The organism is Ruegeria arenilitoris, assembly GCF_013035315.1.
In the GTDB taxonomy this organism is placed as follows: domain Bacteria; phylum Pseudomonadota; class Alphaproteobacteria; order Rhodobacterales; family Rhodobacteraceae; genus Ruegeria; species Ruegeria arenilitoris_D.
Genome location: NZ_WQHP01000017.1, coordinates 1 through 22314 on the forward strand (window position 1 = coordinate 1; position 22314 = coordinate 22314).

General features: G+C 58.8%; 23 protein-coding genes and 1 pseudogene. 15 read left to right on the top strand and 9 right to left on the bottom strand.

Annotated features, from left to right (window positions below; genetic code table 11):
- Positions 1-425 (top strand): annotated as a pseudogene (locus tag GOV53_RS20875) (recombinase family protein); the annotation flags it as partial.
- A gap of 104 nt (positions 426-529) precedes the next feature.
- Here the strand turns inward: GOV53_RS20875 and GOV53_RS20880 are convergent.
- Positions 530-1237 (bottom strand): IS6 family transposase, encoded by a 708-nt coding sequence (locus GOV53_RS20880; protein WP_170470386.1) that lies wholly within the window; start codon positions 1235-1237, stop codon positions 530-532.
- A 168-nt stretch (positions 1238-1405) separates the two neighbouring features.
- Between GOV53_RS20880 and GOV53_RS20885 the strand changes: the two genes are divergently transcribed.
- A complete protein-coding gene (locus GOV53_RS20885; protein WP_170470389.1) occupies positions 1406-1675 on the top strand; it encodes a hypothetical protein in 270 nt (89 codons plus the stop codon).
- A 66-nt stretch (positions 1676-1741) separates the two neighbouring features.
- Here GOV53_RS20885 and GOV53_RS20890 read toward each other — a convergent pair whose 3' ends face one another.
- Entirely contained in the window at positions 1742-2437 is a 696-nt protein-coding gene (locus GOV53_RS20890) for a Crp/Fnr family transcriptional regulator (protein ID WP_170470391.1), read from the bottom strand.
- Positions 2438-2626: 189 nt separating this feature from the next.
- Here GOV53_RS20890 and hemA point away from each other — a divergent pair, with 189 nt between their 5' ends.
- Entirely contained in the window at positions 2627-3850 is a 1224-nt protein-coding gene (hemA, locus tag GOV53_RS20895; protein WP_170470394.1) for a 5-aminolevulinate synthase, read from the top strand.
- 54 nt (positions 3851-3904) lie between these two features.
- Here hemA and GOV53_RS20900 read toward each other — a convergent pair whose 3' ends face one another.
- The 7 genes from GOV53_RS20900 to GOV53_RS20930 all read right to left on the bottom strand — a co-directional run bounded on the left by GOV53_RS20900 (position 3905) and on the right by GOV53_RS20930 (position 10600).
- Positions 3905-4189, bottom strand: coding sequence for a cytochrome C oxidase subunit IV family protein (locus GOV53_RS20900; protein ID WP_170470397.1), 285 nt, complete (start codon positions 4187-4189; stop codon positions 3905-3907).
- A 5-nt stretch (positions 4190-4194) separates the two neighbouring features.
- The gene (locus GOV53_RS20905; protein ID WP_170470400.1) at positions 4195-4743 is read right to left on the bottom strand and encodes a cytochrome c oxidase subunit 3; all 549 of its coding nucleotides are present in this window, start codon (positions 4741-4743) and stop codon (positions 4195-4197) included.
- A complete protein-coding gene (locus GOV53_RS20910; RefSeq protein WP_170470403.1) occupies positions 4740-6662 on the bottom strand; it encodes a nitric oxide reductase activation protein NorD in 1923 nt (640 codons plus the stop codon). Before GOV53_RS20910 ends, GOV53_RS20905 begins: the two co-directional genes overlap by 4 nt.
- Positions 6663-6671: 9 nt before the next feature.
- Positions 6672-7481 carry a CbbQ/NirQ/NorQ/GpvN family protein gene (locus GOV53_RS20915; RefSeq protein WP_437436806.1) on the bottom strand — a complete coding sequence of 270 codons (810 nt, stop codon included), beginning with the start codon at positions 7479-7481 and terminating at the stop codon, positions 6672-6674.
- A gap of 5 nt (positions 7482-7486) precedes the next feature.
- A complete protein-coding gene (locus GOV53_RS20920) occupies positions 7487-8854 on the bottom strand; it encodes a cbb3-type cytochrome c oxidase subunit I (RefSeq protein ID WP_170470408.1) in 1368 nt (455 codons plus the stop codon).
- Between the two features lie 16 nt (positions 8855-8870).
- Positions 8871-9320 (bottom strand): c-type cytochrome, encoded by a 450-nt coding sequence (locus tag GOV53_RS20925; protein WP_170470411.1) that lies wholly within the window; start codon positions 9318-9320, stop codon positions 8871-8873.
- 98 nt (positions 9321-9418) lie between these two features.
- Positions 9419-10600: an NnrS family protein gene (locus GOV53_RS20930; protein ID WP_170470414.1), complete on the bottom strand. Its 1182-nt coding sequence runs from the start codon at positions 10598-10600 to the stop codon at positions 9419-9421.
- Between the two features lie 233 nt (positions 10601-10833).
- On the opposite strand from GOV53_RS20930, the gene GOV53_RS20935 reads away from it, so the two are divergent.
- From GOV53_RS20935 to GOV53_RS20990, 12 genes are all read left to right on the top strand, one after another.
- Positions 10834-12510: a cytochrome D1 domain-containing protein gene (locus GOV53_RS20935; protein WP_170470417.1), complete on the top strand. Its 1677-nt coding sequence runs from the start codon at positions 10834-10836 to the stop codon at positions 12508-12510.
- Between the two features lie 123 nt (positions 12511-12633).
- On the top strand, positions 12634-14418 hold the full coding sequence (locus GOV53_RS20940; RefSeq protein ID WP_170470419.1) for a NapC/NirT family cytochrome c: 1785 nt from the start codon (positions 12634-12636) through the stop codon (positions 14416-14418).
- A 54-nt stretch (positions 14419-14472) separates the two neighbouring features.
- Positions 14473-14874 carry a cupredoxin domain-containing protein gene (locus GOV53_RS20945; RefSeq protein ID WP_170470421.1) on the top strand — a complete coding sequence of 134 codons (402 nt, stop codon included), beginning with the start codon at positions 14473-14475 and terminating at the stop codon, positions 14872-14874.
- Positions 14875-15063: 189 nt separating this feature from the next.
- Entirely contained in the window at positions 15064-15825 is a 762-nt protein-coding gene (gene cobA / locus GOV53_RS20950; RefSeq protein WP_170470424.1) for a uroporphyrinogen-III C-methyltransferase, read from the top strand.
- Entirely contained in the window at positions 15818-16189 is a 372-nt protein-coding gene (locus GOV53_RS20955; RefSeq protein ID WP_170470427.1) for a c-type cytochrome, read from the top strand. The genes cobA and GOV53_RS20955 overlap by 8 nt, the downstream gene beginning before the upstream one ends.
- The gene (locus tag GOV53_RS20960) at positions 16186-17331 is read left to right on the top strand and encodes a cytochrome D1 domain-containing protein (protein WP_170470430.1); all 1146 of its coding nucleotides are present in this window, start codon (positions 16186-16188) and stop codon (positions 17329-17331) included. Before GOV53_RS20955 ends, GOV53_RS20960 begins: the two co-directional genes overlap by 4 nt.
- Positions 17332-17334: 3 nt before the next feature.
- Positions 17335-18324 carry a siroheme decarboxylase subunit beta gene (gene ahbB / locus GOV53_RS20965; protein ID WP_170470433.1) on the top strand — a complete coding sequence of 330 codons (990 nt, stop codon included), beginning with the start codon at positions 17335-17337 and terminating at the stop codon, positions 18322-18324.
- Positions 18321-18770, top strand: coding sequence for an Lrp/AsnC family transcriptional regulator (locus GOV53_RS20970; RefSeq protein WP_170470437.1), 450 nt, complete (start codon positions 18321-18323; stop codon positions 18768-18770). The genes ahbB (GOV53_RS20965) and GOV53_RS20970 overlap by 4 nt, the downstream gene beginning before the upstream one ends.
- Positions 18767-19249, top strand: coding sequence for a siroheme decarboxylase subunit beta (ahbB, locus tag GOV53_RS20975; RefSeq protein WP_170470440.1), 483 nt, complete (start codon positions 18767-18769; stop codon positions 19247-19249). Before GOV53_RS20970 ends, ahbB (GOV53_RS20975) begins: the two co-directional genes overlap by 4 nt.
- 3 nt (positions 19250-19252) lie before the next feature.
- A complete protein-coding gene (nirJ, locus tag GOV53_RS20980) occupies positions 19253-20467 on the top strand; it encodes a heme d1 biosynthesis radical SAM protein NirJ (protein ID WP_170470443.1) in 1215 nt (404 codons plus the stop codon).
- Entirely contained in the window at positions 20442-21995 is a 1554-nt protein-coding gene (locus tag GOV53_RS20985; protein WP_170470446.1) for a nitrite reductase, read from the top strand. Before nirJ ends, GOV53_RS20985 begins: the two co-directional genes overlap by 26 nt.
- 28 nt (positions 21996-22023) lie before the next feature.
- On the top strand, positions 22024-22215 hold the full coding sequence (locus GOV53_RS20990; protein ID WP_367647644.1) for a hypothetical protein: 192 nt from the start codon (positions 22024-22026) through the stop codon (positions 22213-22215).
- Positions 22216-22314: the final 99 nt, after the last annotated feature.

A 22314-nucleotide genomic window follows, 5' to 3' on the forward strand; every position in this document is an offset into this window, starting at 1 on the left:
GACAGATCGACCTCGAATTTAACCCCAAAACTCTGGCAAGCGCACTTGGCATCGCGGCCGATCATCTGCACCCGGATCTCACCCACATCACCACATCTTTCGATCTGCGCCGCCGCGGCGTCGAGGCTAAGGTCATTGCCGGAGACGTGGCACCCCAACCTGATCCCCACCTCCGGTCCATGCTGATCCGCGCCCATGGCTTGGCCCGTGATCTGAAAGCCGGAGTTCAACTGAAGGAGATTGCGCGGCGGGAAAACCTCCCCGGTGCTTTCATTCGCACCCGCGCCCAGCTCGCCTTTCTCTCACCAAAGATTCAGGCTGCGATTCTCGACGGCACCCAGCCACCTGAACTCACACTCAAGCGTCTGGTCAGCGTGACCCATCCACTTGATTGGATTGAACAGGAGCGCCTGTTCGGCTTCTGACAACTCCAGATCCGGCGTCCCAGATACAGGGTTCGCCCTCCCTGATCCAATGGTGCTGTCAGACAAATTCGAACTAGTCTCAACTAGGCCAGTAGAGCTGTCCTTCATGCCGCGCCAAGCTCGCGCCACTCGGCGAGAGCAGCGGCGCGTGTCAGCTTGAAGGTGCCTCGGCTGGTTAGAGATCGCTCCTGGTTAAAGTGGTTGTAGACGGAGGAGTGGACGGCGGCGAATTTCTGTAAACTTTGCATACGCCTGAACCGCTGCATCGCGCGTTCTCTTCGTCGGAACGGAAGGTGTGAGTTCTCAACCCGGTTGTTAAGCCACCTGCCCGTCTTCTGCTTTTCCGTCGCACCGAGATCTCTGAGCGCGGCTCGGTATGACGCGAAGCGATCGGTGACAACTTCATCCGCAGCACCGTGTCGCCGCATCAATTTCTTGAGAAATTTCAGTGCTGCCTGTTTGTTTCGACGTTTGGTGACAACGGCTTCAAGCACCTCGCCTTCGTGATCAACGGCGCGCCACAGGTAGTGCCGCCGACCGTTTACCTTTACGAAGACTTCGTCGACATGCCACTTCGACCTTGAGTATGCCCGCAATTGCTGGACCCGTTTTCTGCGAATTTCCGAGGCAAACATCGGGCCGAACCTATTCCACCAATATCGGACGGTCTCGTGGCTGACATCGATGCCACGCTCGTGCAGCAGGTCTTCGACATTCCGTAATGAAAGCGGAAAACGGATGTACAGCATCACCGCCAGGCGAATGATCTCAGGGCTGGTTTTGAAGTATTTGAACGAGACGGGTTTGGTCATTGCCAGAAGCTATGCGACCACCCTGCCCCGCTCAAGCAAAGTTCCTCTGACAAGACCGATGGGGGTATTGAAGGGCGTTACAATTATTGAATCCGAGGTTCTTGGTCACTCACCTATAGGAGGGCGTTTGCAAGAAAGGCAGGCAAAGCCAAACTTGACGGCAAATTGATGTTCCAATTCCATGTTTCTCGTCTTGCGCCTGCACTGAGCCTTACCTTAGCAGTCTTGTTGCTATGCGTCTCCGCAACTGCTCAGGAAACCGACGAAGCTGCGGTCCGAGCGTCCTTGGGCGGCCCTGAATCTGCCACTGCCCAGCAGGAAACCGACCGGCTGCGCAGGCTGGAATACCCGCGCTGGCCGGGGCTGGACCGGGCCATTGACCCGGCTGCCACCGCTAAGACGTCTCGGCGCGTTCAGAACTTTGCAACAATGCCCTGACGATATCCGTTAAGTGTGCACACGTTCCGAAAGAAGTGATCGTGGCGGAAAGTCAGCAACCGCGCTTCAACGCAAGTTTGCAGGCTCATCCTCCACATATCTGCGCAGCGCGTTGATATCCGAAATCTCAGCGTGGCTGCGATCGATCTTGACACCAACTGTTTTGAGTCTGGAAAATGCCCGACTGAGGCTTTCGGGTTTCATGCCCAAACGGCCAGCGATCAGCATCTTGTCATAGGGCAGCGATACATCACAGCGACCGTCTACTTCGTCGCACAGGTTCAACAGAAATTCTGCAACCCTCTGTGCGCCGGTCTGCGCCTTAAGCTGCTCGAGCTGCGCTACCAAAGAATGCAGATGGGTGAACGTAGACGCCAGAATAGAGATTCCGATTTCGGGATCCTCTTTCATCAACGAAATCAGGATCGGGCTGGGGATATGCATCACCTCACAGGTCGATACGGCCTCGGCTGAAACGGGGTACGGTACGTTCCGCAGGGCGACAGCCTCGCCGAAGCTGTCACCGCGTTTGAAAACACTCACGACCGCCTCTGAACCGGTTGGTGTCATGCGAAAAAGCTTGACCCATCCGGCCAGCACGACGTGAACGGCTTTTGCAGTCTCTTCCTGCAAAAATATTGTCTCGCCGCGATCATACTGCCGCCAGATCGCGTGACTCAGCAGTGTCTCGACATGCTGATCTGGCAGGCTGCGCAGCAGAAGCGACTGACGCGCGATCGCCTTTTGGGCTTCATGAGGCACGAAAACTCCCCCCGTATCTTTTTCGCAGCCGAGAAACCACGGCCCGTCCTTACCTGTCTTTAAGCTATGTCAAACCGGTCGAGACTGCACCAAGCTTTTGATGCCGTGTTGACTTGACAATAGTCATGTTGCGGCTCGTTTGCCTGACCTATCCTCGGTCCAAAGCCAGTAATCCGGGGAGCCCGCAAGATGGACTACGAGCGATTTTTTACTCAGAGCCTTGATGACCTTCGGGATGAAGGAAACTATCGGGTGTTCATAGATCTGCAACGCCGCTGTGGATCCTTCCCGAATGCGCGCCAAACAGATGGTGCGGTGCAAAGGGATGTGCGTATCTGGTGCTCGAACGACTATCTTGGCATGGGTCAGCACCCGGCGGTGATTTCGGCGATGCATGATGCGCTGGACCGTTGCGGCGCAGGCGCGGGCGGGACGCGGAACATTTCCGGCACCACCCATGACCATGTGATGCTTGAGGCCGAACTGGCCGATCTGCATGGAAAAGAAGCCGCGCTTTTGTTTACCTCGGGCTATGTCTCAAACTGGGCGGCGTTGGGAACACTGGCGGCGAAAATTCCCGGCCTGATCGTGTTCTCGGATGCATTGAACCATGCCTCGATGATCGAAGGCATCCGCCATTCGCGGGCGCAAAAGGTGATCTGGAAGCATAACGATCTGGATGACCTCGAGGCAAAACTGGCCGCCGCCGACCCGGATGCACCCAAGATGATTGCCTTTGAATCGGTTTATTCCATGGATGGCGACATCGCGCCAATCAAAGAGATTTGCGACCTAGCCGACAAGTATGGCGCGATGACCTATTTGGATGAGGTGCACGCGGTTGGACTTTACGGCCCCCGCGGCGGCGGCATTGCCGAGCGGGAAGGTCTGATGGATCGTCTGACCGTGATTGAGGGCACGCTGGGCAAAGCGTTTGGCGTGGTCGGCGGATACATCGCAGCGTCCGCCGCGCTGTGCGATTTCGTGCGTAGCTTTGCCAGCGGGTTTATCTTTACCACCGCCCTGCCCCCTTCTATTGCCGCCGGGGCTGCGGCCTCGATCCGGCACTTGAAACAGTCGAATGCCGAGCGTGACCTGCAAAAGTCCCGCGTGGAGCAAGTCCGCCAACGGCTGGATGCCGAAGGTATTCCACATCTGCCCAATCCCAGCCACATCATCCCGGTGATGGTCGGCGATCCGGTGAAGTGCAAGTTCATCTCGGACACGCTGCTTGAGGAGTTCGGGATTTACATCCAACCGATCAACTACCCGACCGTGCCAAAAGGGACCGAACGTCTGCGGATCACCCCCTCGCCCGTCCATACGGATGCGGATATCGACCATCTGGTCGGCGCGTTGTCTGTCCTTTGGCAGCGCTGTCAGATTGCGCGGATGCCAATGGCGGCACAGTAGTCAAAGCCTCCCTTTGCTTTGCAAACTGCCGTCCCCGTTTGGGGGCGGCTTTTTTCAGACCAGGTAGAGCCCGAAAATCAACACCGAGAAGATGGTGAGCACCATTGTGAACCCGCGCAGCCAGCGTGGTCTGCGCGCCAGGTCAAGGTATTGCGCGAGGATCACCCGCGCTTTGATCAGGGCGAGGGCCAACACACCGGCAGCCACCAACTGAGGGGAATGCAGGAGCGTTAACAGCGCCGACGTCAGGCTGAGCGCCAGCAACCCAAGCCAAGCGCAGGTGAGAGGGTCATGACGCCTCCGGCGGCCGCATTTGACACGAGAAGAAACACTGCGCATCGCGATTATCCCAACAGGTAGATCACAGGGAACAGCATGATCCAAACCAGATCGACCATATGCCAGAACTGAGCGCCCGCTTCGATGTTGTTTGGATCGTCACGCCACGTGATCAACAGCAAGACCGCAACTCCGGCCAGCACATGCGCGGCATGAAAGCCCGTAAGCAGATAGTAGAACAGGAAGAACGGATGGGTTTCATAGGTGATCCCCTGCGCGGCCTTGCCCGTGTATTCCACGCCTTTGATGATCAAAAACACAATTCCCAGCGCCGCAGCACAAAGTAAGGCCAGCCGGGCTTTCAGGCGGAAATTGGTTCGTCGCCAGTGCAAGGCTTGCGCGGCCAGATAGCCCGAAGTGACCAGAACAGCAGTATTGAAGGCGGCCCCGGTGCGATAAAGATGCGATTGCGCCTCGGCAAAACCTGTGGGGTCGGTCAGCCGCACGCCCATGAATGCGATAAGGCCTGCGCCAAAGACCAGCAGTTCAGAGATGATCAGAACCCACATCAGCAACTCGCCCGGCAACTCGTCAATGAGAGAGCTGTCGTTCATGCGCCGACCAATTGGCGGTAGATCTGCGGCAGAGCCATAGTCAGGCGGTGCGGGTCGGGTATGACAGCGAAACCACCCTGTCCGAACATGCGGGGGAACCAGCTTTTGCCGGTTTTGTCGATGGTCACGCCAAAGACCGATTGTCCGGCGCGGCGGGCCTCGCACACGGCTTGTCGCGTGTCTTCGATCCCGTGGCGGCCTTCGTAGTGGTCCAGATCGTTGGGTTTTCCATCGGTGATGACCAGCAGCAGGCGGCGCTTGCGGGATTGCTCCGCCAGATCGGCCGAGCAGTGGCGGATCGCCGCGCCAAGCCTTGTGTAATGGCCGGGGCGGAGGGATGCGATGCGTTGTTCAACCGTTGCACCCATCGGTTCATCAAACCGTTTGCAGCGTTGCACATAGACCCGTTGGCGTTTCAGCGAACTGAAGGCATGGATGGCGAAATCGTCCCCGCATGCGTTCAGACCCCAGGCGAGCGCGGCCAGCGCTTCGCGTTCAATGTCGATCACGGCGCGACCCGTCACGGCGCTTTCGGTCGAGCGGCTGACATCCAGCAGGATCGAGACAGCCAGATCGCGCGCCTCGGGGCGGGATTGCATCCAGATTCGGTCATTGCCCTCGCCGCTGACATGGCGGTCGGTTTCGGCCCGCACTGCGGCCTCGATATCCAGCTGATCGCCGTCCAGATGGCCGCGCGTCATGACGCGTCCGGGGCGCAGCGCTTCAAACTGGCGTTTGACGGCGCGGATGCGACGGGCGGTGGCAGGGTCTTTGCCAAACTCGACGGCATCCTCTCGGATATCGGCGTCCGACAGAAGAACGTTGACGTGATCGGGCAGGTATTGGCCGGTACGCACGTCCCATTCGGGATAGAGGATACGGCCTGAAAGGCGCTCGCGATTTACATCCTCCGGTGCCAAATCCAAATGCAGTTTCAACTTGGTTGGCGGTGCTTTAGAGATCTGGCCCAATCCTATCTCTTCCTGATCGTCGGCAGCCTTCTTGGCGTTGTCGGGATCGTCGTCATCAATCCGACGATTGATGTTCAGGAACTCGGCCCAGCTGAGAATGGCTTCGAACTTGTGCAGGATGAAACTATCGCTGCGGCTCGCCTGATCGGACTTGCGACGACGTGCGCGGTGCGTCTTCTCACCGGACTCTTCTGGCGGTCCGTCGGTATCTGGGTTTTCCACCTCGTTATGTTCGGAAAAGCCGACGGGGCGCAGTTCGGGCCACAGGGGAACGGGACGAAAATGCTGATAGCCACGCGGGGCGATCAGATCACTGTTCAGCGACATCATTCGTTCGGCTTTTGCGGATAACGGTTTTGGATCACCCAGCATGTGGCGGACCAGTTCCTCAACCGCTGCTTCAACAGGAGGCAGGTCTGGAGTTTCACGGTGATGCAGAACGCCCTTGCAAAGCTCGGTGTAAAGCGGGCGCATCCCGGGCGCGTTGCCCAGCGTAGCCTCGACCATCTGTCGGGCTGCGATCAACGCGCTCAGGTCAGCACGCAGGGGGTCTTTTTCGTCAATGCGGGTTCCGGCATGGGCCGCGCCAGCGGCCAGCCAGACGTAAAGCGCGCCATTGGCTTCACGCGCGGGGAAAACCGCCAGCCGGTCTGGCAGGCGTAGAACCTCGCCATCGAAGGAGGCGCGCGGCATCAACTCGGACTCGGTTCCCAGACGGCGGCGCCAGCCCAGCCGGTAGCGTGAAATTTCGGGTGAGACCGGGCGCAATTCGACGCCCGGACTACCCCCAAGCCCTCGGAAGAGGACTGCCAACCGCCCCGCGACCTCTGGGAGGTCGACCGCGGCTCCAACATGCACCTGGGGTGCATCGAGACGGCTGGCAAGGGTGTGCCACAGTTTCCCGATCGTTTCTTCGGGTTCCCATGGCTCAAAGTCGATCTTGACCATTGGCCGGCCTCACCCAAAGACAGCCGTGACAAGATCGAGGAGCCCGCGTTTGATATCCTCGTCATCGGTCAGAGGTTCGATCATCGCGGCGAGGATGGCGCGGTCGGTGGACATGCCCTGTGCGATCAGCGTCGCGGCATAGACAACCAGACGGGTGGAAACGCCTTCCTCGAGATCCTGACCCTTGAGCCCGCGCAGCTTGTTCGCCAGACGGATCAGCGGCTTGCAGCGCTCCAGCGCCAGGCCACTTTCCTGCGCGACGACTTCGGCCTCCATCTGAGGCGACGGGAAATCGAATTCCAGCGAGATAAAGCGCTGCCGGGTCGAAGGTTTCAGGGTTTTCAGGATATTCTGGTATCCGGGGTTGTACGAGGCGACCAGCATGAAACCAGGGGCGGCCTCAAGCTCTTCGCCGGTGCGGTCGATCGGCAGGATGCGCCGGTCGTCGGTTAACGGGTGCAGCACGACGGTCACGTCCTTGCGGGCCTCGACCACCTCATCAAGGTAACAGATCGCGCCTTCGCGCACTGCGCGGGTCAGAGGACCATCGACCCAGACCGTCTCGCCACCTTTCAGCAAGTAGCGTCCGATCAGATCAGCAGCGGCCAGATCATCATGGCAGGCCACGGTATAAAGCGGGCGACCAAGGCGTGCAGCCATATGAGCCACAAAGCGGGTCTTGCCGCAGCCTGTCGGCCCTTTCAGCAGAACCGGCAGATTGTTGTTGTAGGCGGCGGTGAACACATCGCATTCATCGCTCTGGGGCAGATAGAAGGGGGCGTTTGCCGCCCCCTCGTTCAGTTTTATGGAGCCGTCCATATCCATTACTCCGCAGGGGTTTCAGCAGCGCCGGATTCAATGACCTCTTTCCGGGGAACCCAGATCGAGTAGATGAACAGCAGCGCGCCAAGGACAACGACGACACCAGAACCAAGACGCATCCAGTAGAAGATCGCGATCTGGTCCTGCACGTCCATGAAGTAGTCACCGACCACACGTTGCATGTGCGTTTGCACGGTTCCGCCGAAGGTCAGCACGAAGGTCATGAACACCATGCCGCTGGTCATCAGCCAGAACGAACCCATGTTCAGCACTTGGTTGTACGGATCACGGTTTTTCAGGATCGGCATCGCATAGCTGAAGATCGCCAGGTTGAGGCAGACATAGGCACCGTAGAAGGCCAAGTGACCGTGCGCCGCGGTAATCTGCGTGCCGTGGGTATAGTAGTTCACCCCGTGCAGCGTGTGCAGGAAGCCCCAGACACCGGCACCAAAGAAGGCAAGCGTGGCACAGCCCAGCGACCACAGCAACGCAGCCTTGTTGGGGTGGTCACGACGGCCTTTCCAGACCATGACGAAGGCAAAGGCCATCATTGCGAAGAACGGGATCACCTCGAGGCTCGAGAAGATCGAACCGATCCACTGCCAGTACGCGGGCGTTCCGATCCAGTAGTAGTGGTGACCCGTACCAAGGATGCCAGAGAACAACGCGGCGGCGACGATGACATAGAGCCATTTTTCGACGATCTCACGGTCCACACCTGTCAGCTTCAGCATCAGGTAGGCCAGGATCGAGGCCATGATCAGTTCCCACACGCCTTCAACCCACAGGTGGACGACATACCACCAGTATTGCTTGTCGAGCGATAAGTTGCCCGGGTTGTAGAAGGCAAACAGGAACAGCAGCGCCAGACCCCACAGACCCAACAGAAGGATGTTGGTGATGGCCGTCTTCTTGCCCTTCAACACGGTCATCGACACGTTGTAGAGGAACATCAGCGCGGCAACGACGATGCCCGCCTTGACCCATTTGGGTTGCTCAAGGAACTCGCGCCCCTCTTTGCCCAGCAGCCAGTTGCCTTCGAACAGGTTGAAGACATAAGTGACCACCACGCCCAGAGTGCCGACCACAAGAATGATCAACTGCAGATAGGCCAGCGTGGGTGAGTGGATCTCCCGCTCGGATTCCTCGGGGATCAGGAAATAAGCCGCACCGAAGAATCCCAGCAGCAGCCAGACAATCAGTGAATTGGTGTGCAGCATCCGCACGATGTTGAACGGCAGAAGCTCACTCAGGAAGTTCGGGAAGACATAGATCAAACCAGCCAGCAGGCCGCCGATCACCTGTATCGCGAACAGGGCCATAGCTACCGCAAAGTAAGCATAGGCGATTTTTTGGGTTTCGTATTTCATCGCTCCGTTCCCTTTCTCAGCCGGCCTCATTGGGCGGCCAGCCCTGGGCGTCGATATTGTCCGTCCAGATCAGGAAGTTGGTCAGGTCACGGATATCTTCGTCGCTGAGGTTGAAGTTGGGCATCTGCCGACGACCGGGAATGCCGGTCGGCTGCGCCTCCATCCAGCCTTTGAGGGCTTCAAAGGCTGATTCCGGGTCGTCCAGCACACCCCAACGGGTCATCACATTTGCAACTTCAGGCGCATAGTAGGCACCCTCGCCCATGATCGTGTGACAATTGATACACGCGTGCTTTTCCCAGACATGTTTGCCACGGATCACACTTTCATCGAGCTTCGCCGAATTCTCGGAGTTCACGATATACAGATGCGAATGGGCCGACAGGGCCAGAAAGATGAGGATAAAGAACAGTGACCCGCCATAGAATATGTTGCGCGCCATGCTCTTGGTCATGACTTCTCGCATTGCGCTCTCCTTTGCGCAGATTAGCTAGTGTGCTCAGCATGGCGGCTGGGGCGCAGTGACTCCTTAACGAAAGTCAAGACTATGGAAATGAAGTCAGATCAGCCCGATTTCACAGCCTTCGGGCCGGTCAACGCGGGCCACATGGAAATCAGGTACAGCGCGAAGGCTACGACCCATAGGCCGTCCGACAGCAGCATGGCAACCAGGTATCCGGCGTTCAGTTCAGCCCCGATCCAGCGAGACAACGCAGCCGCAGCCATCAACCCATAGGCCACTACCATCGGCGCAGGCGCAACAAGCGCGCGACCGCTATGTCCAAGAGCAGCGCGGCTCATGACGGCGAGCGTCATTCCGCCAACACAGCCGATACCAAGAATGTGAAGGGCGGCCACTTCGCTCCCAATGCCCAGCACGGCCAATCCCCAAAGAATCAAACCAAGTGCCAGCATCGCCAGACCCAGATGCAGCGCCAGCAGAATCGGTTGCCGGGTAGACCAGACCGTACGCCAACGCGCCATGCGCAGGAATTGCACAACACCCAAGGCCAGCGCCAAACCCCCAGCAACCGACCCGATGCCCAGACCCAACGCACCCAGCGGCAACAGCAAGGCCAGACCCATGCCCAGTTTGTCGAAAGCCGGGACCGAGACCGGCCAACGGGCCTCAGGCACTTCGGCGCGTTTCATCGCGTTGCGGGTGAAGGCAGGAGTAATGCGGCCGCCCAATATGGCGATCATCGCGCAAAGGGTCAGAAGCCCCGCCCTAAGGCCGGATTGCAACGTATCATCGCTGGCCCCCATCCATTCCAGATGGGTCATCAGATTGGCAATCCAGAGGAAGCTCAGCAAAGCCAGAAAAACCATGTTCTGCGGCTTTGGGCGTTTGATCAGCTGCGTCAGAATCTTGGCTACCAGAATCGGGACAAAAGCCAGATCGACCACGGCGACCATCGCCGGAGGAAGAGTGCCTGAAAACCACATCGCCATCCGGCCAGCCAGCCAAAGCCCGGCAACGATGGTAATGAACGTCACACGGGCCTCGGGCGCACCGGTCCAATTAGGAACGGCGGTCAGGAAGAAACCACCCAGCGCAGCCGTGGCATAGCCAAAGATCATCTCATGCGCGTGCCACATTGGCGGGGTCATGCCGTATTCCGGTGCCAGATAAGGCACCGTCAGCCACAAGCCCCACACCAGCCCGACAAACAGGCCGTAGAGGCCGGCAGACAGGAAAAAAACTCGAAACCCTTCACCAAAAACGCGGGTGATGATTGCGGGCATGGCTGCTCTCCTTGGCGGTTTTCCCAACCCTAACATCCAGCCCGCACGCGTGACTTAACCAAAATCAAAACCGTAAAAACATGTGTCCAAAACCCGAAATTTTCTGAGGTTTTTTTGGCTCTTTTTTCCGATCCACCAACAGATTTGCATCCCCAGCGTTGACTTTCGTCAAGGAGCAGCAACGCGCAATGTCTCACCCTTGGACCTGCCTCACCAGCAAATGGAGAGTGATCATGTCACTTGGAATCAGCTACAACAAAACCGGCCGCGCCTTCGGGGTCGGTTTGGCGATGCTGCTGGGCAGCGTCGCTGCGCCAGCCTTCGCCGAAGAGCCAACCCTGAGCAAAGAAGCCTTTGAATCCTCAAAACAACTGTACTTTGAACGCTGCGCCGGTTGCCACGGCGTGTTGCGCAAAGGGGCGACGGGCAAAAGCCTTGAGCCTTTGGTGGAAACAAAGAATGCCGATGGCACCGTGACCGAGTCCGGCACACTGAAACTGGGTCAGGACCGGCTTGAAAAGATCATCGCCTGGGGCACCGAAGGCGGGATGAACAACTTCTCGGACGTGATGTCCGAAGACGAAATCCGCGATATGGCAACCTACATCCAGATGGAGCCGCCCAAGCCGCCGGAAATGTCGCTGGAACAGATGATGGCGACCCGCAAGGTCTATGTCGAACCCGAAGATTACCCGACCGAGCCGCTGCATGGCCGCAACTGGGAAAACTTCTTCGTGGTCATCGAACGTGATGTGGGCAAGGTGGCAGTGATCGACGGCGACACGAAGGAGGTGCTTGCGCACATTCCGACCGGTTACGCCGTGCACGTTCTGAAAGCGTCCGAGCACCACAAGCTGGAAGAGCCGGAAAACCCGGGCCGCTTCTGGTACACCATGGGCCGTGACGGCAAGATGACCAAGATCGACCTGTGGCAGAACCCCGAAAACATGCTCGTGGCCGAGGTGACTATTGGTTACGACGCCCGCGACGTGGCCGTATCAGGTGACGGTAAATACGTGATCGGTGGGGCCTATTGGCCGCCGCATTTTGCAATCGTTGATGCCCACACGATGGAGCCAAAAAAGGTCGTCTCAACCCGCGGCTACAACGTGGACGGGGATTATGTGGAAGAGGCCCGCGTCGCGGCAATCTACACCACCCCGAACGAGCCGACATGGATCGTGGCGGTCAAAGAACTCGGACAGTTGTGGCAGGTGGATTATACCGACCTGGACAACCTGAGGATCGACAAGATCGACAGCGCCAAGTTCCTGCATGACGGATTCTTCGATCCGACTGGGCGTTTCTTCCAGATTGCCGCAAACGCGTCGAACAAGATGGTTGTGGTCGATACCGAGACCCACAAGTTGGAAGCGCTGATCGACACCGCGCCGCTGCCACACCCTGGCCCGGGCGCCAACTGGGACGACCCGAATTGCGGTCCTGTTGCCGGTACCACCCACTTGGGGGAAGGCACCGTGACTGTTTGGGGCAACGACCCTGAAGGTCGCCCGGACGATGCCTGGAAGGTCTGCTATGAGGTCGAAACCGACGGCCCCGGTCTGTTCATCCGAACCCACCCTGGATCGGATTACATCTGGGCCGACCAGACCAAGCACCCCGAACCTGAGATCCAGCAATCGGTGCAGGTCATCGACAAGGCCACCGGTGAAATCGTGAAAACGATCCAGATTACCGAAGAGGAAGGCAACGTCGCCGTCCACTTCGAGTTCAACCAGGATGGTTCCGAGGTCTGGGTTTCCAAGTGGAACCGCTCGACCTCGAAAGAGCCGAACGGTGAGATCGTGATATTCGACGCCAAGACGCTGGAAGAGATCGGCCGCGTGAAGGGTCTGTTTGCCCCGACCGGCAAGTTCAACGTCTACAACCGGTCGAACCACGTCACCTGACGGGTTTGCAGGAACCAACAGAAAGGGCGGGCCCCTCGCCCGCCCTTTCCTCGTTTTCCCCTCAGCCAAACGCACCGGTCTGACACGCCGGGCCAGTCAAGACAGCTATTACGGAGCCCGGATATGACCTCCGAACCGGACAAAAAACCACCGATCTGGCGCCGGTATTTCCTGTGGGGAATGCCCCTGGCCGGGATCGCCGCAGCCTTCGCCGCTGGGATCATCTTCTGGGGCGGATTCAACACCGCCATGGAAGCTACAAACACCAAGGAATTCTGCATCTCATGCCACGAGATGCGCGATTTCGTCTATGAGGAATACACCGGCACGATCCATGACGTGAACCGTTCGGGCGTGGGCGCGGTCTGTTCAGACTGCCACGTGCCCAAGGATTGGACCCACAAGATGATCCGCAAGATCAAGGCGTCCAAAGAACTGTATGGCAAGATGGTCGGCAGCATCAACACGCGCGAAAAGTTCGAAGCCAAACGAGTGCATTTGGCCATGAATGAATGGGAGAGGATGAAGGCCACAGACTCGCGCGAATGCCGCAACTGTCACGATTTTGAATCGATGATGCCTGAATTCCAGAAACCACGTGCGCGACAGCAACACCTGAACGCGATGACCGTGGGACAGACCTGCATCGACTGCCACAAGGGGATTGCGCACTCGGATGCCCGCGACCGGGCCGACGAAGACTATCTGGAACAGTTAGAAGCCCCGAACCCCGCTTTCATTCGCGAGATCCCGGCCGAATACCTGGCTAGCCTGGAGCGGATCGAAGCCAAAGAAGCCGCCGAAGCCGAGGCCGAAAAAGCCGCGCGCGTGGCCCAGCAGGAAGCTGTGCAGGCTCAGATCGCTGCGGCAGTTGATGCAGCGGTTGCAGAAGAACGGGCCAAAGCCTCGGGCGAAGAAGCGGCTGCACCGGCTGGTGGAGGCAGCGATGTCGGTACGAATGTCGATTGGGCTGCGGTGCCAAGTGCGGATATGAAGCTGTTCTATCCCGGTCAGGCCTCGTTCGAATGGGTGCAGAACGGCAGATCCCACGGCGGTGCGCGTCCTTTGACCAAAGGAGGCGATCAGTGCACGACATGCCACGCGGCAGAGTTGGATGCGATCGGCAACAAGATCGTGGCTGGTGGCGAGCTGGAGCCGTCGCCAATCCCCGGCAAACGTGGCGTGATCGACGCAACCGTTCAGGCGGCGCATGACGATGCGAACCTCTATATCCGCTTGCAATGGCCGGATGCCGGTCATAACCCCGCGCCGTTTGTGGATGGCGGAAAGATGGACCCCGACAACCAGATCAAGGTCGCCATGATGATCACCGGCACCGGGATTGAGTTGGGCGATCAGGTGGGTTGCTGGGCCTCGTGCCACGCGGACAACAGCTATATGCCTTTTGATCCGGGCGCGGATGCGATTGCTGCAAATGGCGATGTATCCGGTCGTCTGACCAATCAGGACACGGTGACCAAATACATTAGCGAAAGCCGTACCGAGGTCGAAATAAAAGGCCGTCGCGGCAAACCGTTGGGCGGTTGGGACAAGCTGCAAGCCGCCGAACAGATCGAGCAATATCTGACCGACGGCACCTATCTGGACCTGATGCGCGTCTACGCGGACGGTAGCGCCACAAATGGCTATCTGCTGGAACAGCGTGTGGTCAATGATGGCGAGATTGCAGCCTCGGCGAGCCTCGACGCTGGCGTATGGACCGTGGTCTTCACCCGTCCGCTGAACTCGGACGCGCCGGGGGATGTCCCGCTGGAGGCCGGCCAGACCTATACGGTCGGCTTTGCTATCCACGATGACTTTGCCGCCGCACGTTTCCACCACGTGACGCTGGATACCAGCCTGGCGTTGGACGACGACGGCGCCTTTATCAACGTTGTCAAACAGTAATGGAGAGGGGCCGGGCGATCCGGCCCCTTTAGCATAGAAGAGGAGATTTGGACAATGAAACCCCAACACCTTCTTCCTGCTCTGCTGCTTCTGGCTGCGCCCACATGGGCAGATGAGACCGCCGAACTGTGCGCAGAGGCCGAAGAGCGTTATGTCGAGCTGTTTGGTCAGCCCTCATCCGCCGTTGAGGATGCCGAGGTGGTTCTGATGTACAAATACACCTTTTGCCCGGTCGAGTTGACCGTGAAACCGGGCACAACTGTGCGCTGGGTCAACGTGGACAAACGCACCAGCCATTCGGTCCTCTTGAAAGACGGCAGCGAACCCGAAAGCGATCGCCTGTTCCCTGAGGAAACCGTTGATCTGACCTTCCTTAGCCCCGGCCCGCTACAATACCTATGCGGCCCGCATTGGGAGACGCAGAACATGATCGGCATGATCACCGTCGAACCCTGAGCCAAGGCAACCATACAGGCAAAACAAAGGAGCGTGGGGCCAAATCCCGCGCTCCTTAACTTTAGTCAAGGAGGTTCTTTTTTGGTTGCGGCAGTCTTGGCGCATGACACGCCCGGCTCACCCAGCAACGTCACCAGATCGCGCAGGACGTCCGGGATCCGAAGGCATTCAGACCAAGCGAGTTTGCACATGAGCGGTAAGGTTTTTCTGATAGGCGCAGGCCCCGGTGACCCCGAATTGATGACCCTGCGCGCGCTGCGGATGCTGCAAGAGGCGGACGTGGTGGTTTATGACCGTCTGGTCTCGGCGGATATTCTCAATTTGCATGCTGATGGCGCGCGTCTGATCCCTGTTGGCAAAGCGCCCAAGTGCCATACGGTGCCTCAGGATCGCATCAACGACATCCTCGTCGAAGAAGCCCGCGCAGGTCACATTGTAGCCCGCCTGAAAGGCGGCGATCCGATGATCTTTGGCCGCGGTTCCGAAGAGGCCGCGTTTCTGATGGCGAATGGCATCGCGGTCGAATACGCGCCGGGGATCACCGCCGCGCAAGGCGCGTCCTGTTCAACCGGTGTTCCGCTGACCCATCGCGGGCTGGCGACTTCGGTACAATATGTCACCGGGCATCGGCAGGCTGACAAGGTTCTGGACCTGGATTGGAAGCGGCTCGCCCACCCGGATTCAACGCTGGTCATCTATATGGGCGTTGCCAATATCGGCCAGATCGCCATGGGGCTGATGACCGAGAACCTACCCGGATCCACACCAGCTCTGGCCGTCGGCAAAGCCACCACTCCTGATGAATGCCGATTGGTATCCCGGCTGGATCGATTGGCAGCGGATGTGCGCGAGGCCGGGCTGACAGCACCCACGCTCTTCATCATCGGCAAGGTCGTCTCGCTTTATGCCGAACGACCCGTGACCGAATTGCTGGAGCAAGCACATGGCTAAGCTTGGTTCCAAAAAGCCTACGCAGAGGCCAACTGCCCGAGGGCGCAAGGGTTGGACTGCCCGCGCCGTTCTCACTTCTGTCGTGCTTTTGGCCACGACGGCTTTCGCTGCCGATACGCTCGACACGAACGCCTTGAAACGCCTTGTCCATCAGGATTGCGGCTCGTGCCATGGTCTGTCGCTGAAGGGTGGCCTTGGCCCTGATCTGAGGTCTGAAACGCTCAAACACTATGACGCCGAAGTTCTGACCGGCGTGATCCTGGATGGCATCCCCGACACCGCGATGCCCCCGTGGCGGCCGCTGATCAGTGAAGAAGAGGCCGAATGGATCGCCCATTACCTGCTGGAACAGGAGGAACAATGAGACACGTGATTCTCACCCTCGCAGCCACGATGCTGATGACAACAGCGCAAGCCGAACCTACTGCGACCGGAGACCTTGGGCTGGTGATCGAACGCGCCAAAGGCTCGGTCCTTCTGGTTGACCAATCAGACCGCGCCGCCCTGGCCCGGATCGAAGGGCTAGGCGATCTGTCCCATGCCTCGCTGGTCTATTCGTCGGATGAACGGTTTGCCTATATTTTTGGGCGCGACGGCGGCCTGACCAAGGTCGATATCGTTGCCCGCCAGATCGTGAACCGCATCGTGCAGGCTGGCAACGCAATCGGCGGCGCAATTTCGGATGATGGAAAACTGGTCGCCGTGTCGAATTATGAGCCCGGCGGCGTCCGTGTGTTCGACGCGGAAACGCTTGCGATGGTCGCCGACATTCCCACCGACAGCAAAACCATCGGTCTGGTCGATGCCCCGGGCCGTCGGTTTGTTTTCACCATGTGGGACACGGGCGAGACCTGGATTGCCGATTTCGCCAAAGGCGACCCCATGGTCACCAAAATTCCCGACATGGGCAAAAACCCATATGACGCGCTGATCACCGCCAATGGCCGCACCTATATCACCGGCCTATTCGGCGAGGACGGCCTGACCGCGCTGGACCTGTGGGCCGAGACGCCTGAACCCATCCGCGTGTTGCCCGATTACGGGCGCGGACAGGAAGAGATGCCCGTCTACAAAATGCCCCATCTGGAAGGCTGGGCCCTGACCGGGCGCGAGTTCGTCCTGCCCGCGATCGGCCATCACGAGGTTCTGTGGATCGACGCCGACACCCTGACCGAAACCGGGCGTACCAAAACCCACGGCCAGCCGGTCTTTGCCATGGCGCGACCCGACGGGCGGCAGGTTTGGGTGAATTTCGCCCACCCTTTGAACGACACCATTCAGGTGATCGACAGCGTCAGCAAAGAGATCATCCACGAATTCAAGCCGGGTCCGGCCGTGCTGCACATGGAATTCACACCGCGCGGGCACGAGGTCTGGATCAGCGTGCGGGATGCCAACAAGGTCATGGTCTATGACACTCAGACCTTTGAAAAGCTGCGCGAGATCGATGCGGACAGCCCCTCGGGCATTTTCTTTACCGCCCGCGCGCACAGAACGGGGTTATAGGCGATGGACCATATCACCGACCCGATCGACCGCCGACTGCTGGACGATTTTCAGCGCGACTTTCCCGTGACCGAGCGTCCGTTTCAGGTTCTTGCAGATGCGCTCGGGCTGGACGAGGCTGAAGTATTGGACCGCCTGACCCGAATGCGCGCCGCAGGGCGGATCACGCGTGTGGGTGCTACGATCGCGCCGGGCGCGGTATCCGCCAGCACGCTGGCCGCTGTCGCCACCCCCGATGAACGATTAGAAGAAATCGCCGCACTGATCGACGCGGAACCTGGCGTGAACCACAATTATCAGCGCGAGGACCGCTGGAATCTGTGGTTCGTCGCCACCGGCCCAGATCGTGCGCATGTGAACGATACGCTGGCCCGTATCTCGCACCGCTCAGGTCTGCGCGTACTGGACCTCCGACTTGTTCGTCCTTTTAACGTCGACCTGGGGTTCCGCATGTCGGGCAAAACCAGCAACGTTCCAGGCCCACGTCGGGTGGATCGCACCGCCATGCGCGAAGGTGACCGTTCGTTGTTGCAGGCGCTGAGCTCGGGTCTGCCGCTGGTCATAGATCCATACGCTGCCCTGGCACGTTCATTGGATCGCGATGCGGGGCATCTGATGACCCGGATCGATGCCCTGCACGCCGCCGGCATCATCTCACGCCTTGGGGTGATCGTTCGGCACAGAGCGTTGGGGTGGTCGGCCAACGCTATGGTCGTTTGGGACATGCCCGCAGAACAGGTCGGCGCGGCGGGTCCGGCGCTGGCTGCTTATCCGGGCGTTACGCTGTGCTATGAACGCAACCCGGTCGAAGGGGTCTGGCCCTATCGCCTTTACTCGATGATCCACGCCCGTTCACGCAGTGAAGCGCGACAAACTCTGGCCGGTGCCGCCGCCCTGCCAGAACTGTTCGGCGCGCAGCACAAGGTATTGTTTTCCACCCGCTGCTTCAAACAGACCGGCGCGCTCATCCAACCGAAGGAGGCCGCCGCATGACGCTGGACGAGACCGACCGCGAAATCCTGAACCGGATGCAAGATGATCTGCCTTTGGTATCGCATCCCTACGCTGTGATTGCCGAGGAACTTGGCATCCCGGAAAACGAGCTGCTGGACCGTCTCAACCGCATGAAGGACAAGCGCATCATCACCCGTTTCGGCCCGTTCTTCGACGCCGCTGCGATGGGCGGCGCATTCTGCCTGTGCGCCATGGCTATCCCGCCCGAGGATTTCGAAACTGTCCTGACCAAAGTCAATGAGCACCCCGAAGTTGCCCATAATTATCAACGCACGCACCGGCTGAACATGTGGTTCGTACTGGCCACCGAAACGCCCGAGGGGATCAAGGCCACCGCCGACGCGATCGAATGGGAAATGGGGATCGAGGTTCTCTGTTTCCCCAAATTGCAGGAATTCTTCATAGGTTTCCGGGTGGCGGCATGATCGACGCGAAAGACAGAGAGATTATCGAGGCACTGCAAGGCGGCCTGCCTCTTGTGTCCTCTCCTTATGCAAAGGTCGCAGCAGATCTTGGCTTGGACGAGGACGACTTGCTGTTCCGTCTGGCCGACATGAAGTCGCGTGGCGTCATCCGCCGCATCGCCGCCGCTCCAAACCACTACAAACTGGGGATGACATCGAACGGCATGACCGTCTGGGATGTTGAGGACAGGTACGTCGCTGCACTAGGCGCACATATCGGCGCGCTGCCCTTTGTAACCCATTGCTATGAACGCCCGCGCGCCTTGCCCGACTGGCCATATAACCTGTTCGCCATGGTCCACGGCAAAGACCGTGATGAGGTCGAAGAAAAGCGCGCGCAAATCACCGCCATTCTGGGCGGTGCCTGCCGGGCCAAAGATATCCTCTATTCCACGCGCATTCTGAAAAAGACCGGGCTGCGTCTGAAAAAGAAAGGCTGAGACATGTTCCGCCTGACCGAATATATGCGCCAACTCGTGAAACCGACCCCAGTGCGCAAACGCCGCCCCGGCCCGGTGAAACCAGTGGTGATCTGGAACCTGACACGCCGTTGCAATCTGAAGTGTCGCCATTGCTATACCGTTTCGGCGGATGTGGCCTTTCCCGGCGAGTTGAGCCACGAACAAGCCATGGTCACGCTTGAGGATCTGGGCCAGTTCCGCATTCCGGCCCTGATCCTGTCGGGGGGGGAACCGCTGGACCGGTTCGATTTCTTCGACATCGCCAGTCGCGCACGTGAATTGGTGCCGATGCTGGCGCTGTCGACCAACGGCACGCGGATTTACGACGAAACCGCGGATATGATCGCCGATGTTGGGTTCAATTACGTCGGTATCTCACTGGACGGGATCGGCGCCACCAATGACTGGTTCCGCGGAGTCGACGGTGCCTTTGCTGACGCTCTGCGTGGGGTACGCGAATGCAAGAAACGCGGCATTAAGGTTGGGCTGCGGTTCTGCCTGACCGAAGGGACCCAACACCACCTGCCCGACCTGTTGCAGCTGTGCGATGACGAGGGTGTGGATAAGTTTTATTTGTCGCACCTCGTTTACGCCGGGCGCGGCGACAAGAACCGGGGCGAGGACGCTGAACATCAGCGCACCCGCAAAGGTCTGGATCTGTTGCTGGAGCGCGCGTGGGAGGCCGCCTCGGGCGGGCGACCGCTGGATATCGTGACCGGCAACAATGATGCAGATGCGGGCTATTTTCTGAATTGGGCCCGGGCACGGTTCGATGCCGAAAAAACCAATCATGTACGCAAACACTTGGTCGCCTGGGGGGGCAACTCCAGCGGATTGGGTGTGGCCAATATCGACAATCTGGGCCGCGTGCATCCTGACACGTATTGGTCGGATTACACGGTCGGAAATGTGAAGACCCATCCATTTTCCGACCTTTGGACCAATGATGATCCGATGCTGGCCATGCTGCGCACCCGCCCGCGCCCGCTGAAAGGACGGTGCGGGGCGTGTCAGTTGAAGGATGTTTGTGGTGGCAACACGCGCATCAGGGCCTTGCAATTGACCGGCGATCCCTGGGCCGAAGATCCGGCCTGCTATCTGTCAAATCAAGAAATCGGTGTGGATGATGCAGGCGAACGTCTGCAGGTCACGCCGTTCCGGGGGAAACGTCATGATCCGGCGCATCAATTCTTTTGACACTCTGAAAATCGGCTCACTGTGTTCCTTGTTGCTGGCCAGCACCGCATGGGCTGATGCTCCGTCGGACTACGCGGAACATTGTGCCTCATGCCACGGCGAAAACCGTCTGGGCGGGGTCGGACCAGCGCTGATCCCCGAGACACTGAAACGGATGCGCGGCCCTCGCGTCGCGGCTGTGATCGCCGAAGGCCGGGCAGCTACTCAGATGCCCGCGTTTTCGCATGAGTTGGACGCGTTGCAGATTGAGGAACTGGCGGGCTGGCTAAAATCTCCGCTGGAGACTGATCCCGAATGGGGTGAGGTCGATATCATGGCCAGTCGCATTCTGGACGAAGACTATGTAGCCGTGGACGCCCCTGTCTGGAACAGCGACCCGATGAACATCACATTGGTGGTTGAGACAGGCGATCACCATATCAGCGTTCTGGACGGTGATACGTTCGAAGTACTGGACCGGTTCGAGACCCCATTTGCTGTGCATGGCGGGCCGAAATTCAGCCCCGACGGCCGTTACGTTTTCATCATGTCCCGCGATGGCTGGGTGCAGAAATACGACATCTGGGCCTTGCAGCAGGTGGGCCGCGTACACGCAGGCCTGAACAGTCGCAATATCGCCATGTCGGGCGATGGCAAATGGGTCGCTGTGGCGAATTACCTGCCGAACTCGCTGACGCTACTGTCGACCGACGACCTGTCTGTCGCCAAAGTCATTGAGGTCAAAAGCAAGAAAGGCACACCCAGCCGGGTATCCGCTGTCTATCAGGCCCCCCCGCGCGAAAGCTTTGTGCTGGCGCTGAAAGACGTACCCGAGATTTGGGAGGTGTTCTACGGCGCCAACCCACCGCAATTCGGGCTGGGCCATGACTTCCGCATTGAAGGCCAGTTCAAGAACCCCGATCCCTTCCCGGTGCGAAAGATCACGACGCCCGATTATCTGGACGATTTCTTTTTCGACCAGAGCTATGAATATGTCATGGGTGCCTCCCGCGATGGCAAGGGTGGACAGGTGATTGATCTGGTGATTGGGCACAAAGTGGCTGATCTGGACCTGCCGGGAATGCCACATCTGGGCTCGGGGATTACCTGGAGACATGGCGATACGACCGTAATGGCAACGCCGCATCTGACCGATGGCACCGTGTCGGTGATCGATATGGAAAGCTGGGAAACGGTTAAACGGATCAAGACCGAAGGGCCGGGCTTTTTCATGCGCAGCCATGAGAATTCGCCTTATGTCTGGGCCGATGTCTTCTTTGGCCCCAACAAGGACGCCATGCATGTGATCGACAAGCAAAGCCTTGAGATCGTGAAGACTTTGCGCCCTGCCCCCGGCAAGACCGTAGCCCATGTGGAGTTCACTAAGGATGGCAGCCATGCGCTGGTGTCGATCTGGGAAGATGACGGCGCGGTGATCGTATATGATGCGCAGACGCTGGAAGAGGTTCGTCGCCTGCCAATGCGCAAACCGTCTGGGAAGTACAATGTCTGGAACAAAATCACCTTCTCGGAAGGAACCAGCCACTGACGGCAAATGGCCGGTCTGGAAACTGGCTATGATGCTTTATCCGGCGACTGCGTTGGCCGTCGCAATCAACCTTTTTCTGGCCGGACTGATCGCTCATGGCTTGGGGTTCGGTGTGATCGAACCCGTAACGGCATTGATCTGGTCAATCCCTCTGGGCCTCCCTGCAACCTGGCTGGCCGGGCGGTGGCTGCGCGGGTTGATGGATGAGGCAGACAGTTGATTTTGCGGGGAACCCCAGAATTTCGCTACACCTAACCTAAGTCAAGTAACGACTCGGTCGTTTCCCATAACACCAAGGCATAGCTTCCCGAGTCGGAGA